Here is a 16,899-nt window from a genome sequence, read left to right as displayed (position 1 = left end):
ATTCATGAGCATCAAAGCTGAAGAAATTAGTGCGCTGATCAAGCAGCAAATTGAAAACTATCAGTCTGAGATTAAAGTGAGTGATGTAGGTACTGTTATCCAAGTTGGGGACGGTATCGCACGTGCTCATGGCCTCGACAATGTCATGGCTGGAGAACTGGTTGAATTTTCAAATGGTGTCATGGGAATGGCACAAAACTTAGAAGAAAACAATGTAGGTATCATTATTTTAGGACCATACACGGAAATTCGTGAAGGTGACGAAGTTCGCCGTACAGGACGCATCATGGAAGTTCCAGTAGGGGAGCAGTTAATCGGTCGTGTTGTTAACTCATTAGGTCAGCCAGTAGACGGCTTAGGCCCAGTAGAAACAACAAAAACACGTCCAATTGAAGGTGCTGCACCTGGCGTTATGGATCGTAAATCAGTACATGAGCCGCTTCAAACAGGTATCAAGGCGATTGACGCACTTGTGCCGATCGGTCGTGGACAGCGTGAGTTAATTATCGGTGACCGTCAAACGGGTAAAACATCGGTAGCAATCGATACAATCTTAAACCAAAAAGATCAAGATATGGTATGTATCTATGTAGCGATTGGCCAAAAAGAATCAACAGTTCGTAACGTAGTAGAGACATTACGTAAACACGGTGCTCTAGATTACACAATCGTTGTAACAGCATCAGCTTCACAACCAGCTCCACTATTATTCTTAGCACCATACGCTGGAGTAACAATGGGTGAAGAGTTTATGTATAACGGTAAGCACGTACTTGTTATTTACGATGACTTAACAAAACAAGCATCAGCTTATCGTGAACTTTCATTACTATTACGCCGTCCTCCAGGTCGTGAAGCGTATCCAGGGGATGTATTCTACCTGCACTCTCGTTTATTAGAGCGTGCGGCAAAGTTATCGGACGCAAAAGGTGGAGGTTCATTAACAGCTCTTCCATTTATTGAAACGCAAGCAGGAGACGTATCTGCTTATATCCCAACGAACGTAATTTCGATTACAGACGGACAAATTTTCTTACAGTCAGATCTATTCTTCTCAGGTGTACGTCCTGCGATTAATGCTGGTCTTTCTGTATCACGTGTAGGTGGATCTGCACAAATTAAAGCGATGAAAAAGGTAGCAGGTACACTGCGTCTAGACCTTGCATCGTATCGTGAGCTTGAATCATTTGCTCAGTTCGGTTCTGATCTTGACCAAGCGACTCAAGCAAAATTAAATCGAGGAGCGCGTACAGTTGAAATCTTAAAACAAGGTTTACACAAACCGCTTCGCGTAGAAAAACAAGTAGCTGTGCTTTACGCATTAACAAAAGGCTTCTTAGATGATGTTCCAGTATCAGATATTACACGCTTTGAAGACGAGTACTTAACATGGTTAGAATCAAACCGTAAAGAAGTACTTGAATCAATCCGTACAACTGGTGGCCTTCCTGAAGCTGGCGTATTCGAATCAGCACTTGAAGAATTCAAGAAAACATTTATTGCATCTGAATAATATATTGTCAGCATGGTATGTTAAGACAATCTTTCAATAAGGTGAAGGTGAACATTTGTTCACCTTTCATACCACGTGATCTTCTAAAACAAGGTGGTGAAACCTTTGGCATCATTACGTGATATACAAACTCGAATCACATCGACGAAAAAAACGAGCCAGATTACGAAAGCAATGGAAATGGTTTCAGCTGCAAAGCTGAATAGAGCGGAACAAAATGCAAAATCGTTTGTTCCATATATGGAAAAAATTCAAGAGGTAGTCTCAAGCGTAGCCCTTGGCAGCAGAGGCGCTTCACATCCAATGTTAACTGCGCGCAGCGTGAAGAAGACTGGTTATATCGTAATCACTTCAGATCGCGGTCTAGCAGGAGCATATAACAGTAATATTTTGCGAAAAGTATCTCAAGCTATTGAAGAACGCCATCAATCACCTGATGAATATGGTGTGATTGCAATTGGACGAGTAGGGAGAGATTTCTTCGTAAAACGCGGTATTCCGGTTTTGCTTGAAATCACAGGCTTAGCAGATCAGCCAGCTTTTGCTGACATTCAAGGAATCGCTTCACAAACAGTTCAAATGTTTGCGGACGGTACGTTTGATGAACTTTACTTATACTACAATCACTTTATCAATACGATTTCACAAGAAGTGACGGAGAAGAAGCTATTGCCTCTAACAGATCTTCAACCTTCTGGTAAACTTGTTGGTTATGAATTTGAACCATCACAAGAAGAGATTTTAGAAGTATTACTTCCTCAGTATGCAGAGAGTTTAATTTACGGCGGCCTGCTTGATGGAAAAGCAAGTGAGCATGCTGCTCGTATGACAGCGATGAAAAGTGCAACAGACAACGCAAAAGATCTTATCAATAATCTTACATTGTCATATAACCGTGCACGTCAAGCGGCAATTACCCAGGAAATTACGGAAATTGTTGGCGGAGCGGCAGCGTTAGAATAGAAAGTTTAATGGAAAAGCAAGTTAGGAGGGAACACGATGACAAAAGGACGCGTTACTCAAATCATGGGTCCAGTTGTAGACGTAAAGTTTGACAACGGACACCTTCCAGCAATTTATAACGCCCTTAAAATTTCACATAAACCGAGCAGTGCAAGTGAAGTTGCAATCGAATTAACATTAGAAGTTGCGATTCACTTAGGTGATAACACAGTTCGTACAGTAGCAATGTCATCCACTGACGGCTTAGTTCGTGGATTAGAAGTAGAAGATACAGGTGCAGCAATCTCAGTACCAGTTGGTGACGTTACGTTAGGTCGTGTATTCAACGTATTAGGTGAAAAAATCGACTTAGACGCCCCAATCGATGCAGGTGCACGTCGTGATCCAATCCACCGTCAAGCACCAAAGTTCGAAAATCTATCTACACAAGCTGAAATTCTTGAAACAGGTATTAAAGTAGTAGACTTATTAGCTCCTTACATTAAAGGTGGAAAAATCGGTCTATTCGGTGGTGCCGGTGTAGGTAAAACAGTATTAATTCAAGAGTTAATCAATAACATTGCTCAAGAGCACGGCGGTATTTCGGTATTCGCTGGTGTAGGTGAGCGTACGCGTGAAGGTAATGACTTATACCATGAAATGACAGATTCCGGTGTTATTAAGAAGACGGCTATGGTATTTGGACAAATGAATGAGCCACCTGGTGCACGTCAACGTGTTGCATTAACAGGATTAACAATGGCAGAATACTTCCGTGACGAACAAGGTCAAGACGTATTATTCTTTATCGATAATATCTTCCGTTTCACACAAGCGGGTTCAGAAGTATCAGCATTACTTGGCCGTATGCCATCAGCAGTAGGTTATCAGCCAACATTAGCGACGGAAATGGGTCAGCTTCAAGAGCGTATCACGTCAACAAGCGTAGGTTCTGTAACATCGATTCAAGCGATTTACGTACCAGCCGATGACTATACGGATCCAGCTCCAGCGACAACATTTGCTCACTTAGATGCAACAACAAACTTAGAGCGTAAATTATCAGAGATGGGTATTTACCCTGCGGTAGATCCATTAGCATCTACATCTCGCGCTTTATCTCCTGAAATTGTTGGAGAAGAGCACTATGCAATTGCGCGTCAAGTTCAACAAACGTTACAGCGTTATAAAGAGTTACAAGATATCATTGCAATCCTAGGTATGGATGAGTTATCTGATGAAGATAAACTTGTTGTACAACGTGCTCGTCGCGTTCAATTCTTCTTGTCTCAAAACTTCCACGTAGCAGAACAATTTACAGGTCAAAAAGGTTCTTATGTTCCTGTAAAAGAAACTGTTAAAGGATTTAAAGAGATCTTGGAAGGTAAATACGATCATTTACCTGAAGATGCGTTCCGTTTAGTTGGTCGCATTGAAGAAGTTATTGAAAATGCGAAACGTATGGGAGTAGAAGTTTAATTTAAGGGACATAGGAGGTTTTTTAAATGAAGACAATCCATGTCAGTGTAGTGACTCCTGATGGCCCAGTTTACGAATCAGAAGTGGAAATGGTAAGTACCCGAGCACAGAGCGGTGAGCTTGGTATTTTACATGGCCATATTCCGATGGTTGCTCCTTTACAAATTGGAGCCGTCCGCTTGAAGAAAGCAAGCAGTACAGAACTTGTGGCTGTTAGCGGAGGATTTCTTGAAGTAAGACCTGACAAAGTAACAATTCTTGCACAGGCTGCTGAAACAGCTGAAGAGATTGACGTAGCTCGTGCAGAAGAAGCGAAAAAGCGCGCTGAAATGCGCCTTGATAGCAAACAAGACGACGTTGATGTTAAGCGTGCTGAAATTGCCTTGAAACGGGCAGTCAATCGTTTAGATATTAGTCAACGTAAGTTCTAAAAAAAGCCCTCTCAAACGAATGAGAGGGCTTTTTTGCTCTATTATGCACAAGGGGAAGAGCAAATAGCATTGATCTATGATTATATATTCCATTTAACTAAGCGCATCCATCTTCTTTATTTTGCTCAATAATGGAAAAGGATCTTAAAATAGGGAATAAAATAAATGTTTTTCATGTTACCGTTTACGAATTTGCATAAGTGTGCTTTAATATGAAAAGAAGAGACGATGATCGTCTCTTCTTTTCATATGGTGTTTAAAAGGAGTGCTTTTATTGTTTGGAGGAATTGAACAGCAAACGTTACTAACCATGATTTCACATTTGATTTTTATTGTGATTACTTGGTATGCTTTGCAGGGCTTTCAAATTGAAAAGCTGATGAAACCTAATCATGTGTTTCAAGCAAAATTAATGCTTATTTTATTGACCATTACGATTTCATCAACAGTAAGTAATTTCTTTTTGGATTATTTATTTTGGTCACAGCGCATTCCCTCATTTTTTCAATGATTGGCAAGCTATGAGTCTATGATAAAATAGACGTTCATTCATTGAAGATATACGAATTTATACGCTAATGTATGTCGCTATGTCTAAATATGACGACCCTTTTCATGTATGTATCATCGCCTTCTGGAAAGACTGATGAGTACGGAGAGGGAGTGGCGAAATGTTTAAAAAAATTAGTGTCTTTTTGGCTATTTTCATTACTGGCTTATTCGTATATCATGGAAGTTATGTGAGCAATGCCCAAAACAATGAAACTACTATTGAGAAGATTGTTCACACCTTAAATAAGCAGCATGTTTCGTTAACTGAAGTATCGTTGTATGCAAGAGAAGAAGTAAAAGCTGTTACTGACCAAAAAACCTTTTATTCGCAAGCTAAAAGTATTAAAAGTAATTTTAGAGGTTTTAAATGGGAAGTGAAGAGGGAAAGAGACCTATGGAAAGCAATAGGTACACGCAAAAGTGAAGATGTGAACGAAGTCATTCTGTTAACTTATGCGATCGATGAACACAGCAATGCGTACATATCGTATCATGTAACGGGACAAGGTTTAAAAGAAAAAAATATGACCCATTTTCAAAATGTATTTCAGACAAATTATGAAAAAATTTTCCTATCAGAACCCATAATTTTCTCTTGTGCAACGGGGGAAATCAATGATAAGATGGAAAGTGTTTTGTCTGTTGAAATTCAAGACCTATTACGAGCTTTCAATGCTAAACCAGTGGAATCTCTAGTGGAAGAGTCATTTACCTCTGTTTCAGCATATACTGGACTGTGGAAAGAAGCTCTTCAAACGAAAAAGCAGGAAATGAACTTACAAATTGCATTACGCAAGACAAGAATGGGCGGTCAAACAACCATAGTTGTTGGCACACCTATCATTACGTCTGAATATTAATATAGAGAAAATGGACGCGGAGGGGAATACCTTGGAAAAAATCATCGTCCGCGGTGGAAATAGATTAAGCGGTACAGTTAAAGTTGAAGGAGCAAAAAACGCCGTTTTACCTATTATCACTGCAACCTTATTAGCTAGTGAAGGAAAAACAATTCTAAATGATGTACCAGCTCTCTCCGATGTATTTACGATTGGCGAAGTTTTAAGACATCTGAATGCAGAAGTAGATTTTGAAACAAATCGTGTAGTTGTAGATGCATCAAGAGAGTTAAAAACAGATGCACCTTTTGAATATGTAAGAAAAATGCGCGCTTCAGTACTTGTAATGGGTCCTTTATTGGCGCGTACAGGTGAGGCTCGTGTAGCTTTACCTGGCGGATGTGCGATTGGATCAAGACCGATTGATCAGCATCTTAAAGGCTTTGAAGCAATGGGTGCTAAAGTTCAAGTAGGAAATGGTTTTATTGATGCAAAAGTTGAAGGAAGACTAAAAGGTGCTAAAATTTATTTAGACTTCCCAAGTGTAGGTGCCACAGAAAATATTATGATGGCAGCAGCATTAGCGGAAGGCACTACAATTATGGAAAACGTAGCAAAAGAACCTGAGATTGTCGACTTAGCAAACTTCTTAAACGCAATGGGCGCTAAAGTTCGCGGTGCAGGAACTGGTACGATCCGTATTGAAGGTGTTAATAAATTATATGGTGCAGAACATGCAATTATTCCAGATCGTATCGAAGCTGGAACATTCATGGTAGCAGCAGCTATTACAGGTGGAAACGTACTTGTACGCGGTGCAGTAGCAGAGCACATCAGTTCACTTGTTGCTAAAATGGAAGAAATGGGTGTTGAAATTACTGAAGAAGGCGACGGCTTACGTGTTGTAGGACCTGAAAAGCTAAAATCAGTAGATATTAAAACAATGCCTCATCCAGGGTTCCCTACGGATATGCAATCTCAAATGATGGCATTATTATTAGCAGCAGAAGGCACAAGTATGATTACAGAAACAGTTTTTGAAAACCGCTTTATGCACGTAGAAGAGTTTCGCCGCATGAACGCTGATATTAAAATTGAAGGGCGCTCTGTTATTATTAACGGACCTTCTCAACTACAAGGCGCTGAAGTAGCAGCAACAGATCTTCGTGCAGCAGCAGCGTTAACATTAGCAGGACTTGTAGCAGACGGCTATACGCGTGTAACGGAATTAAAACACCTTGATCGTGGTTATGTAAATTTCCACAATAAATTAGCCGCTTTAGGCGCTGATATTGAACGTGTAAATGACGAAACAAAGCAAGTAGAACAAACTCAACAGGCTTCAGACGTCAAATAAATATGTCATAAAAAAAGCATCTCATAGCGAGATGCTTTTTTTGTCGTTGGACGACCCTTATGGCCGGTTTGCTGTCATAAAAGGTTGTCCACCTCCATACATATGGAATATAGGGATATAGGTGTTCCTTGTCAAAATAATAGATATGGAGGCTAGGCGTTCATGAAACAAGCAAAGCCAATCGTCGTACTAGGAGTCATCTTTTTTTTCGTTGTGTTACTCATCCCAACACTTCTCGTTGTTCCTTTTACTGAAAAGACAGATGGAAAGCTACATGAAAATGTCAAACAGACCCCAAAAACCGAAAAACTACAAAAAGTGACAGCGTCTCCTCTTGACGTCAGTGTTTATCGTACGGAAACGAAAAAAGTAGAAAAACTGCCGCTCGAAGACTATCTTGTAGGGGTAGTAGCAGCTGAAATGCCTGCTACTTTTGAGCTTGAAGCACTTAAGGCTCAAAGTTTGGCAGCCAGAACCTATATTGTGCAAACTATGATGAATGGAAATAGTCATCTTCCCCAAGGAGCGGATGTGACTGATACCGTAGAGTACCAAGTATATTTAAATAAAGATGAGCTAAGAAGCAGATGGAACAAAGACTATGATTGGAAAATCAAAAAAATTCAAGAAGCAGTGAAGGACACCCAAGGTCAAATTCTTACGTATAAAAATAAGCCAATTAATGCTACGTTCTTTTCTACCAGCAATGGTTACACTGAAAATTCAGAAGCGTATTGGAAGAATTCCATTCCTTATCTAAAAAGTGTAGCTAGTCCATGGGATAAAAAGTCCCCTGAATTTACAAATCAGAAAGTAATGTCTGTTGCTAGCTTTGAACAGAGGCTTGGAGTGAAATTAACAAACAGTGGATCAGTAGGTGAAATCGTCTCTAGAACGCCGGGGCAGCGCGTAGATTACGTAAAGATAAACGGTAAAGAACTGTCGGGAAAAGATGTTCGGGAAAAACTGGGTTTATCGTCAGCCGACTTTCATTGGACAAAAAAAGGTAATGAAATTATCATCAACACAAAAGGATATGGACATGGTATTGGGATGAGTCAGTACGGAGCAAATGGTATGGCACTGGAAGGAAAAACGTATAAAGATATTGTTACTCATTATTATACAGGTGTTGCGATTACCCCTAACGATCAGTTTGTTGCACAATTGACAGCTAAACGCTAATTCAAAGACCCTTATAGCAGGGTCTTTTTTTATGGTTTTCACTTTTTTTAAATAAAATGTATATTTTAGATTCATCTGTTGAAAAATAATCGAAAAAAATTTTTTATCGCTGTGTATATATTCATTCAATTGTGTTCAGACTGATTGCTGAGGTGATGATATATGAGAGAGGAAGAAAAGAAACGTACTTCTCCAAAATCGAAAGTTCAAAAATTAGTTAGAAAGCGTTGGGTGTTCCCGGCTATCTATTTAGCGAGTGCAGCAATTATTCTTACAGCAGTCCTTTGGTTTCAAGCTAATGGAAACGATATTAGCAAAGAAGACAAAAGCGGCTATAGCCAAGACGGTACGGCTTATCGAGACGACGCTGTAGAGGTAAATGCTTCGCTTGAAAATTTAAAAATGCCAGTTGCTAGTGAAGCATCAGCTATCGTGAAAAAGCCTTTCTACGACGATCAAGCATCTGAAAAACAGCAAGAAGAAGCACTAGTTTTCTACAACAATACGTATCATCCAAATACAGGTGTTGACTTAGCTGTTAAGGGAGATAAATCATTTGATGTTGTAGCAGCAGCTAGCGGTACAGTAACAAAAGCAACAAAAGATCCTTTACTAGGTTATGTAGTAGAAATTGATCATAAAGATGGTTTAGTCACACAGTATCAATCTCTTGAGAAAGCTGATGTAGAAGTAGGAGATATTGTTAAACAAGGCCAAACGATCGCAAAAGCTGGAAAAAGCTTATATAATCAAGAAGCAAAAACACATGTGCATTTTGAAGTTCGTAAAGATGGTGTAGCAATTAATCCAAGCAGTTATTTTGGGAAATCTGTTAGTTCTATCAAAGAAGTCAAAGCAGCTGAAGTGACAGAACCAAAAGACGACTCTTCTTCTGAAGAATCAAAGGATAGCGAAAAATCATCTGATGAAAAGACTAAAGAAGATAAAGATTCAAAACAACCTTCAACAGATACGTCTAAACCAAATGCATAAGGCAAGACCATAAATATGAAAAGAAGCTGGATAAAATCGAGCTTCTTTTTTTATGAATTTTTCTAAAATGAGATGCATTATGTTAAAAAAGTAAATAAAAAACACTAAATTTTCAAAAAAATATAAGAAATCACTTGTCCTTACTGACTTTTCTAGCATATATCTGCACACAAGCTAATAAACTGTTACAAACCTATAAAGAGAATGTTAGAAAAGGGATAATATATACATTCCCTTGGATACTTCTCATATCCAATTTGGGGAGGGCGAGTAGTGTGCACGATTACATCAAAGAGAGAACTATCAAGATTGGAAAGTATATTGTAGAAACAAAGAAAACAGTTCGTGTAATTGCGAAAGAATTTGGCGTTTCGAAAAGTACTGTCCATAAAGATTTAACAGAGCGTCTACCAGAAATAAATCCTGAGTTAGCAAATGAAGTAAAAGAAATTCTTGATTATCATAAATCTATTCGGCATTTGCGTGGAGGAGAAGCAACAAAATTAAAATACAAAAAGGAAGAAGAAACTGTAAAATGAAAAAATGCCCAATATTGCCTTTTTTATAGAGGTAGTATAGGGCATTTTATTTTTTGGATAAAATAGGTATATAATAAATATTTTTGCTAATAACAACATACATATACAAATTGTGATAAAATAGTAAATTAGGAAAAAAGAATGGTTATCATGCAAAGATATGTAAATAGAAGGAGGATTTAAGGTATGTTAGCAAAAGACATTGGTATCGATTTAGGTACAGCTAACGTCTTAATTCACGTTAAAGGCAAAGGAATTGTGTTAAATGAACCGTCTGTTGTGGCGATTGATAAAAATACAAATAGAGTGCTAGCAGTAGGGGAAGAAGCGAGACGTATGGTAGGAAGAACGCCCAGTAATATTATTGCCATTCGTCCCTTAAAAGATGGTGTTATCGCTGACTTCGAAATTACAGAGTCTATGCTCAAACACTTTATTAACAAATTAAATGTAAAAGGTTTTTTATCCAAGCCGCGCATTTTAATTTGTTGTCCAACAAATATTACTTCTGTTGAACAAAAAGCAATTCGCGAAGCTGCTGAAAAGAGCGGTGGAAAAACTATTTATTTGGAAGAAGAACCAAAAGTCGCGGCTATTGGCGCTGGAATGGATATCTTTCAGCCGAGCGGAAATATGGTCGTAGATATTGGTGGAGGTACAACCGATGTGGCCGTCCTTTCAATGGGCGATATCGTAACAGCAGCTTCTATTAAGATGGCTGGTGATCGTTTTGATGCCGAAATTTTGCAGTACATTAAGCAAAAATATAAGCTCTTAATCGGAGAGCGTACAGCAGAAGAAATTAAAGTGAAAATTGGTACGGTGTTTCCTAAAGCTCGTAATGAAGAGTTGGACATTCGAGGGCGAGACATGGTTTCAGGCCTACCTCGTACGGTTACTGTTTATTCTGAAGAAGTAGAGGAGGCACTTAGAGAGTCTGTCAGCGTAATTGTACAAGCTTCGAAAAGTGTATTAGAGCGTACACCTCCCGAACTTTCTGCCGATATTATAGACAGAGGCGTTATTTTAACTGGCGGTGGAGCATTGCTTCACGGTATGGATCAGCTGTTAGCGGAAGAATTAAAGGTGCCTGTGCTAATTGCAGAAAATCCAATGGGTTGTGTAGCTGTTGGAACAGGTATTATGCTCGATAATATTGATAAACTATCTCGTCGCAATATTGTTTAAATAAATGAAGACTCCTCTATTGGCTCGTTTCATACAGAGGAGTCTCTTCTTTTATCTATTATACTCTTTGAGCTGGCTATAACGAACAACGTTTACTTGTAAGGAGGATGAAGTATGTTTAAAGGGTTTTACACGGCAGCAGCGGGTATGCTGTCTCAACAGCGTCAAACTGACTTATTAACGAATAACATAGCAAATGCTAATACGCCAGGATTTAAAGCAGATCAAGGTACGTTAAAGGCATTTCCTGATATGTTGCTGCAGCGAATGGAATCTGAAGATTTACCTACTGACCGTAGCATCTCTGTTCAGAACAAAAAAGACATAGGTGCGATTAATACGGGCGTGTATATGCAAGAAACAGTTCCAAATTTTACACAAGGTGATCTTCAGCAAACGTCTCAATCAACTGATATTGCATTGATGGAGCAAAATATACCTACAAAAGAGGGCGGACTATTTTTTGTGGTACAAAGCCCTGATAATACGCCTCAATATACAAGAAACAGTAATTTTACATTAGATCAGGAAGGGTTTTTAACTACGTCTACCGGAGCTTATGTATTAAATACAAATAATCAACCAATTCAACTAAAAAGTGAAAACTTTACAGTTGATTCACAAGGCAACGTAACGGAAAATAATCAGCAGGTTGCACAAATCGATATTGCTTATGCTAGTGACTTACAAACGATTAAAAAGGCAGGGAATGGATTGTATGAAACGCTGAACAATCAGCCCTTGCCTTCAGCAAGGAATAATCCAGGCATTTCTTATCAGTTAAAGCAAGGATTTGTTGAACGTTCCAATGTAGATGCTGCTCAAAGTATGACTGATTTACTAACGGCTTACAGAGCTTTTGAGGCAAATCAAAAAATAATGCAAGCTTACGATAGAAGCATGGATAAAGCGGCAAATGAAATTGGGCGTGTGCGCTAAAAGCAACAGGGGAGATGAGAAGGATGAACCGTACGATGATAACAGCGGCCAATACGATGGGACAGCTGCAGCAGCAGCTTGATGTCATTGGTCATAATCTATCTAATACAAATACGACAGGATATAAAGCGAGAGATGCTTCATTTAATGATATGCTGTATCAACAAGTAAACAATCAAGAAGATAAGGGAACAGAAAAGCGGCTTACGCCAGCCGGAATTCGGCAAGGCACAGGCGCTTATTTAGATCAAACGAGCTTGAATATGACGCAGGGTGCTTTTCAGAATACAGATAAACTATTAGATGTAGCTGCATCTAATCCAAACGTTTATTTTCAAGTTGCCGTAAACGATTCCCAACAGCCTGTACAGTATACGCGAGATGGTTCTTTTCATCTTAGCCCTGAAGGCCCGAACGATGTTAAATTAGTAAACGGTTCTGGTCAGGATGTGCTGGGGGAAAATGGTCAAGCTATTATTTTCAATAACGCGTTCAAAGATATACAAATTGATGGAAGTGGAACGATAACGGTTACTACGAATACGGGCGTTGACCAGTTTACACTTGGGTTAACAAATGTCCAAAAGCCGCAGGTGCTAGAAGCTAAAGGAGAAAATCTATTTGCCTTTCCAGCAGGGATGAACCAACCGAATATGTTTACAGATTTGACTGGAAAAGCTCGAGAAACAGCAGGCGTAGAGCAAGGGGAATTGGAACAGTCAAATGTAGATTTGAGTAAAGAACTTACTGATATGTCCATTGCTCAACGTGCGTATCAATTTAATTCCCGCTCTATTTCAATTGCAGATCAAATGATGGGCTTGGTTAATGGAATCAGAGCTTAAGCAAGTAGTTGCTTCTCAATTGAGCATTCTGTATATTGATAATAGTATCGTATGTTACATGCGGTTTGAAAGGAGACTTATTTATGCTTGATATTGAACAAATTAAAGAAATTATTCCACACCGATATCCATTTTTATTGGTCGATCGCATTTTAGAAGTGGAAGAGGGAAAAAAAGCAGTTGGTTTAAAAAACGTATCTGCCAATGAAGAATTTTTTAACGGGCATTTCCCTGACTATCCTGTGATGCCAGGGGTTTTAATTGTAGAAGCTTTGGCTCAGGTAGGAGCAGTAGCTATGCTAAAAAAAGAAGAAAATCAAGGACGTTTAGCATTTTTTGCAGGCATTGACAACTGCCGTTTTAAAAAGCAAGTAAGACCTGGTGATCAACTGCGTTTAGAGGTTGAAATTGTACGTGCGCGTGGATCTATTGGCAAAGGAAAAGGTATCGCAACTGTAGATGGAGAGTTAGTCTGCGAAACAGATATTATGTTTGCTTTAGGCGATAAAAAAGAATAGTACATAAGAGCTGCTGATGCAGCTTTTTTTATTGACGCTGCAAAGCAGAAAAAAGTTTCTTTAATAAAGGTATAATATCCGTTAGCAACTCTTTTTGAAGTGTTGGTGACAGAGATGAAAATTGTAAGAGCACATGTTTCAATAAGGGCTGTTTATCTATGAGGGTTAAAATGGTCTCGTCGTGTGAATCCGATTCACATTTTCTTGTTAAGTAAAGAAGTTGGAAGTCATGTAAATGATCTTGTTTATAAGAGGAAGGCTCAATAAGTTGGTCCAGCGTAATTTGAAAACAATTACATAGAGATAGAAAATCAAAAATGGAAGGCGTTTGTTTCGAACATTCCCATTTTGAAATAGTTGTACGAGAAACATTCAACTGATTTGCTAATTCTTCTTGTGAAAACCCTCCTTTTAGTCTGAAATGTTTAATTCTTTCTCCAAAATCCTTCATATGCATCACCTGATTTCGTAAAGATAAGTATATGTCTTATTGTTCGAATGTAGTTCATGTTCTTTGTAACATGCTGAATTCGCACAATATGAAACATATACACTTTACCTTCTGCAATAAAGGGAATAAAACCTGTTTTTATTTCTTTTTTTTCTCTAAAAAGATTCATTTTTCTGCATGGATATAAAAAAAAGAACAAAAATAGAGGTTTTTATAGTGAAAAAATCCTATTTTTTGTTCGGTATATTGAAAAAAATGGTTGAATAACGGGGAAAAATGCATTAATATACGAATTACAAAGAAAAAGGAGTGAAAAAATGACAAATTTTTATTTGAAAAGGCAAGGCGCTCGCATAAGAGATAATCGCTTCAAACGTTCTAGTTGTGCTCATTTATTTTTAGGAAAAAAAGAAAGGTACCTCTCCAGTGAGTTCTCTTTTCTTTACCCTTCTCATGGACCAACGAAAAAGACCGCAAACAATAATCCTCTCTTTTAAATCCAGACACCTTGAGATGACTTGACTTATTTTTTAGATGTACTTTTTATCGGTCTGTTTCGAAGCTGCAGTTTGAACTGTTGAAGTAAATCTTGACCTGATAACCCTTGGTTAATTAAATCCTCTAAGAGCATTTCAGCATAATGAAGTCTCCGTTCTTTTAAAACACCTTTCATCAACAAACTAATACGATTTTCACCAATTGAAGTAATGGAAGCCACGGTAGCTATAAAGGTAGCCGGATCATTTGTTTCTTTCGTAATTTTAGCTTCTACCGTCATTTTTTGTTTATCTTTCAACAAAACATGAAATTCATCGTACCATTTCTTATCGATAACTGCTTCTAAAATCCAGTTATTTTCGCCGTCTTCTTTATTAATAATAAGGCCATTAGTTAGTGAGACAGACTGACGCTTTTCTTGATCATCAACCAATTGAAATGACACAAGTTTAAATGTTTTCATTGATGTTTCCTCCTTTACGTAAATAGTAGGTTATCCATATTATAACATGAATGAGCTTAAAGATTCCCATTATTCAATCAGTTGGAGTGGTAGACTATGATTAACCATATTGTTCTTGTAGGAAGACTGACAAAAAAACCTGAGCTTCGATATACCCATGAAGGGATTGCAGTATCTACTATTACTTTAGCAATTAATCGAACGTTTCGAAATGTTGAAGGTGAATATGATGCTGATTTTGTCAACATTACTCTGTGGAGAAAAAATGCAGAAAATACGGCTGCTTACTGTGATAAAGGAGCGGTTGTAGGTGTGGTAGGGCGTGTACAAACGCGCACATTTGAAAATAATCTTCAGCAACGAGTATATATGACCGACGTTGTGGCTGATGCTGTTAAGTTTTTAAGTGGAAAGCCATCCGGTTTTTCTTCATTTGATTCAAATCAACAAGAAGAATAAAGTTATCTAGTATGAAAGGGGGTGATTAGTTCAGCTAAGGTTTTAATTCCTCTTATCTATCATAATAGAAGATAGATCCTTTTTAAGAGCAAGGCTCTTTCTATGTTCTCAAGAGAGAAAACTAAAGTATTCACTACCCCCGAACTATTCCTCTATTTCAGCCGTTAAATCATTTAACGGTTTTTTTGCTGTATATAAGAGGTTGAGACATAACTGAATTAATGCAATCTAAAGACAAACAAATGGGGTGAGCTAGTATGGATCACTTGTTACACCACTGTTGATTTCCGTGCAAGGCTTTGCTTTCCTCGGACGGCCGATGAGCCTCCTCGTCACTTGCGCGCGGTCTCATCTATTCTGCTTTTCTCGCAGGAGTCTTCGCTTTGCCCTCCGCTCAACAGCTAGAAGAACCTACATATATGAAACCTACGTCCACCCTACCAATGAAAAAATCCGAACGAGTTTGATTCTCCATCAAGAATCAAACTCGTTCGGATCTTCCTCCAACTAAAATACTTTTGTTTCAGCTTCTATCAATTATTCAGAAAATCTTTTTGCCCCTAAGTAGCGCTTGCTCCAGTAGCTGTTATCTAAGCTTGCGATGGTTACACCCGTAGAAGATCCAGCATGAATAAATTGACGATTACCAAGGTAAATGCCCATATGTGTAGGACCGCTAGAATATGTATTAAAAAACACTAAGTCTCCAGGCTGTGGATTACTGACGGGTGTTGATACACTCCAATAACCAGCCGTCGTATAGCGCGTTGTAGAAATTTGTTGTTTCATTACATAATAAATGAATCCGCTGCAGTCAAAACCAGAAGGAGTTGTGCCACCCCATTTGTAAGGAACACCTATATAACGTTTTGCATCTGAAATCATTTGCGATACATTTAATGTTCCGTTAGAAGTTGAAGGTGTGGATGTACTTGGTTTTTTTGTTGGCCTAGTTGTTTGGCTGCTTTTTGATACCTTTAATTGTTGATTTACATAAATCGTATTAGACGTTAATCCGTTTATTTGTTTTAGCTCACTGACGCTCATGTGAAATGTCGAAGCTATTTTAGATAGGCTATCTCCACGCTGAACTTTGTAAGTTCCGTTTGCATCCTTAGAAGGAGTTTCTGCTGGTTTACTCGTAGTTGGAGTCGAAGCGCTATTGCTTCCATTTACTTTTAACGTTTGGTTAATGTAAATAATGTTAGAAGAAAGAGCGTTCAAACGTTTTAATTCTTCTACGTTCATATTAAAACGAGTAGCAACTTTCCAAAGGGTATCGCCGCTTTGAACTTTATAGGTCGAACCAGTAGCAGGAGCTGAAGGCTTTTCTTCCTTATTAGATGGTTGAGAGGTTGAAGCGGAAGGAATCGATAACGTTTGTCCTATGTGAATTGTATTTGAAGATAACTTATTTACGCTTTTTAAAGCTTCTACCGTTGTATGGTATTTGGTAGATAATGACCAAAGTGTATCTCCAGCTTTCACTTGAACAGTTGAAGCAGATGCTTCAGCTGATGCTTGATATAAGAATGTCCCGCCAACAATGGTGCCTAGAGATAAAGCGAGCTGCCTTTTTTTCATTAATAAATCCCCCTAATTATGTAAATGTTTCGTGTTTATTTTTCCAATATGTCTATTAAATTACAAAAATATTATATGTATAAATATGCTGGAATTTAAAGAGAAAGTAAAGGGTCTTTTTCGC

General features: G+C 38.3%; 18 protein-coding genes. 15 read left to right on the top strand and 3 right to left on the bottom strand.

The genetic code is table 11. The features are described 5' to 3' along the window. The first annotated feature begins 4 nt into the window (after nt 1-4). The 14 genes from atpA (at nt 5) to fabZ (ending at nt 13,320) form a co-directional block, all read left to right on the top strand. Nucleotides 5-1,513 carry a F0F1 ATP synthase subunit alpha gene (atpA, locus tag ACFX4N_RS22800; protein ID WP_013085461.1) on the top strand — a complete coding sequence of 503 codons (1,509 nt, stop codon included), beginning with the start codon at nt 5-7 and terminating at the stop codon, nt 1,511-1,513. Nucleotides 1,514-1,618: 105 nt separating this feature from the next. Continuing rightward, entirely contained in the window at nt 1,619-2,476 is an 858-nt protein-coding gene (locus ACFX4N_RS22795; protein WP_013059800.1) for a F0F1 ATP synthase subunit gamma, read from the top strand. A 36-nt stretch (nt 2,477-2,512) separates the two neighbouring features. After that, nucleotides 2,513-3,934: a F0F1 ATP synthase subunit beta gene (gene atpD / locus ACFX4N_RS22790; RefSeq protein ID WP_013059799.1), complete on the top strand. Its 1,422-nt coding sequence runs from the start codon at nt 2,513-2,515 to the stop codon at nt 3,932-3,934. A 26-nt stretch (nt 3,935-3,960) separates the two neighbouring features. After that, entirely contained in the window at nt 3,961-4,365 is a 405-nt protein-coding gene (locus ACFX4N_RS22785) for a F0F1 ATP synthase subunit epsilon (protein WP_013059798.1), read from the top strand. 274 nt (nt 4,366-4,639) lie between these two features. Beyond that, complete coding sequence (locus ACFX4N_RS22780) at nt 4,640-4,876, top strand: DUF1146 family protein (protein WP_013059797.1); 237 nt, start codon at nt 4,640-4,642, stop codon at nt 4,874-4,876. A 160-nt stretch (nt 4,877-5,036) separates the two neighbouring features. Further along, nucleotides 5,037-5,777, top strand: coding sequence for a YwmB family TATA-box binding protein (locus tag ACFX4N_RS22775; protein WP_013059796.1), 741 nt, complete (start codon nt 5,037-5,039; stop codon nt 5,775-5,777). 31 nt (nt 5,778-5,808) lie between these two features. Beyond that, a complete protein-coding gene (murA, locus tag ACFX4N_RS22770) occupies nt 5,809-7,113 on the top strand; it encodes a UDP-N-acetylglucosamine 1-carboxyvinyltransferase (protein WP_013059795.1) in 1,305 nt (434 codons plus the stop codon). Nucleotides 7,114-7,275: 162 nt separating this feature from the next. Continuing rightward, the gene (gene spoIID / locus ACFX4N_RS22765) at nt 7,276-8,298 is read left to right on the top strand and encodes a stage II sporulation protein D (RefSeq protein ID WP_013059794.1); all 1,023 of its coding nucleotides are present in this window, start codon (nt 7,276-7,278) and stop codon (nt 8,296-8,298) included. A 162-nt stretch (nt 8,299-8,460) separates the two neighbouring features. Then, complete coding sequence (gene spoIIQ, locus ACFX4N_RS22760; RefSeq protein ID WP_028409695.1) at nt 8,461-9,291, top strand: stage II sporulation protein SpoIIQ; 831 nt, start codon at nt 8,461-8,463, stop codon at nt 9,289-9,291. A 275-nt stretch (nt 9,292-9,566) separates the two neighbouring features. Further along, nucleotides 9,567-9,830, top strand: a complete 264-nt coding sequence (spoIIID, locus tag ACFX4N_RS22755; RefSeq protein WP_013059792.1) for a sporulation transcriptional regulator SpoIIID — start codon at nt 9,567-9,569, stop codon at nt 9,828-9,830. A 186-nt stretch (nt 9,831-10,016) separates the two neighbouring features. Continuing rightward, nucleotides 10,017-11,018: a rod shape-determining protein gene (gene mreB, locus ACFX4N_RS22750; RefSeq protein ID WP_013059791.1), complete on the top strand. Its 1,002-nt coding sequence runs from the start codon at nt 10,017-10,019 to the stop codon at nt 11,016-11,018. Between the two features lie 114 nt (nt 11,019-11,132). Then, on the top strand, nt 11,133-11,957 hold the full coding sequence (locus tag ACFX4N_RS22745) for a flagellar hook-basal body protein (RefSeq protein ID WP_057275283.1): 825 nt from the start codon (nt 11,133-11,135) through the stop codon (nt 11,955-11,957). A 23-nt stretch (nt 11,958-11,980) separates the two neighbouring features. Further along, a complete protein-coding gene (locus ACFX4N_RS22740) occupies nt 11,981-12,802 on the top strand; it encodes a flagellar hook-basal body protein (RefSeq protein ID WP_192100754.1) in 822 nt (273 codons plus the stop codon). 83 nt (nt 12,803-12,885) lie between these two features. Beyond that, on the top strand, nt 12,886-13,320 hold the full coding sequence (fabZ, locus tag ACFX4N_RS22735) for a 3-hydroxyacyl-ACP dehydratase FabZ (protein ID WP_013059788.1): 435 nt from the start codon (nt 12,886-12,888) through the stop codon (nt 13,318-13,320). A gap of 28 nt (nt 13,321-13,348) precedes the next feature. Here fabZ and ACFX4N_RS22730 read toward each other — a convergent pair whose 3' ends face one another. Then, nucleotides 13,349-13,771 carry a helix-turn-helix domain-containing protein gene (locus ACFX4N_RS22730; protein ID WP_025752508.1) on the bottom strand — a complete coding sequence of 141 codons (423 nt, stop codon included), beginning with the start codon at nt 13,769-13,771 and terminating at the stop codon, nt 13,349-13,351. 523 nt (nt 13,772-14,294) lie between these two features. Then, nucleotides 14,295-14,732, bottom strand: coding sequence for a YwpF-like family protein (locus tag ACFX4N_RS22725; protein WP_014457773.1), 438 nt, complete (start codon nt 14,730-14,732; stop codon nt 14,295-14,297). A gap of 96 nt (nt 14,733-14,828) precedes the next feature. On the opposite strand from ACFX4N_RS22725, the gene ssb reads away from it, so the two are divergent. Beyond that, a complete protein-coding gene (gene ssb, locus ACFX4N_RS22720; protein WP_016765913.1) occupies nt 14,829-15,191 on the top strand; it encodes a single-stranded DNA-binding protein in 363 nt (120 codons plus the stop codon). Between the two features lie 537 nt (nt 15,192-15,728). On the opposite strand, the gene ACFX4N_RS22715 is transcribed toward ssb, so the two are convergent. Continuing rightward, nucleotides 15,729-16,775 carry a C40 family peptidase gene (locus ACFX4N_RS22715; RefSeq protein WP_377262514.1) on the bottom strand — a complete coding sequence of 349 codons (1,047 nt, stop codon included), beginning with the start codon at nt 16,773-16,775 and terminating at the stop codon, nt 15,729-15,731. Nucleotides 16,776-16,899 lie beyond the last annotated feature (124 nt).

It is taken from the genome of Priestia sp. YIM B13551 (assembly GCF_042787905.1).
Lineage (GTDB): Bacteria > Bacillota > Bacilli > Bacillales > Bacillaceae_H > Priestia.
This window is presented reverse-complemented; position numbering and strand designations above follow the sequence as displayed.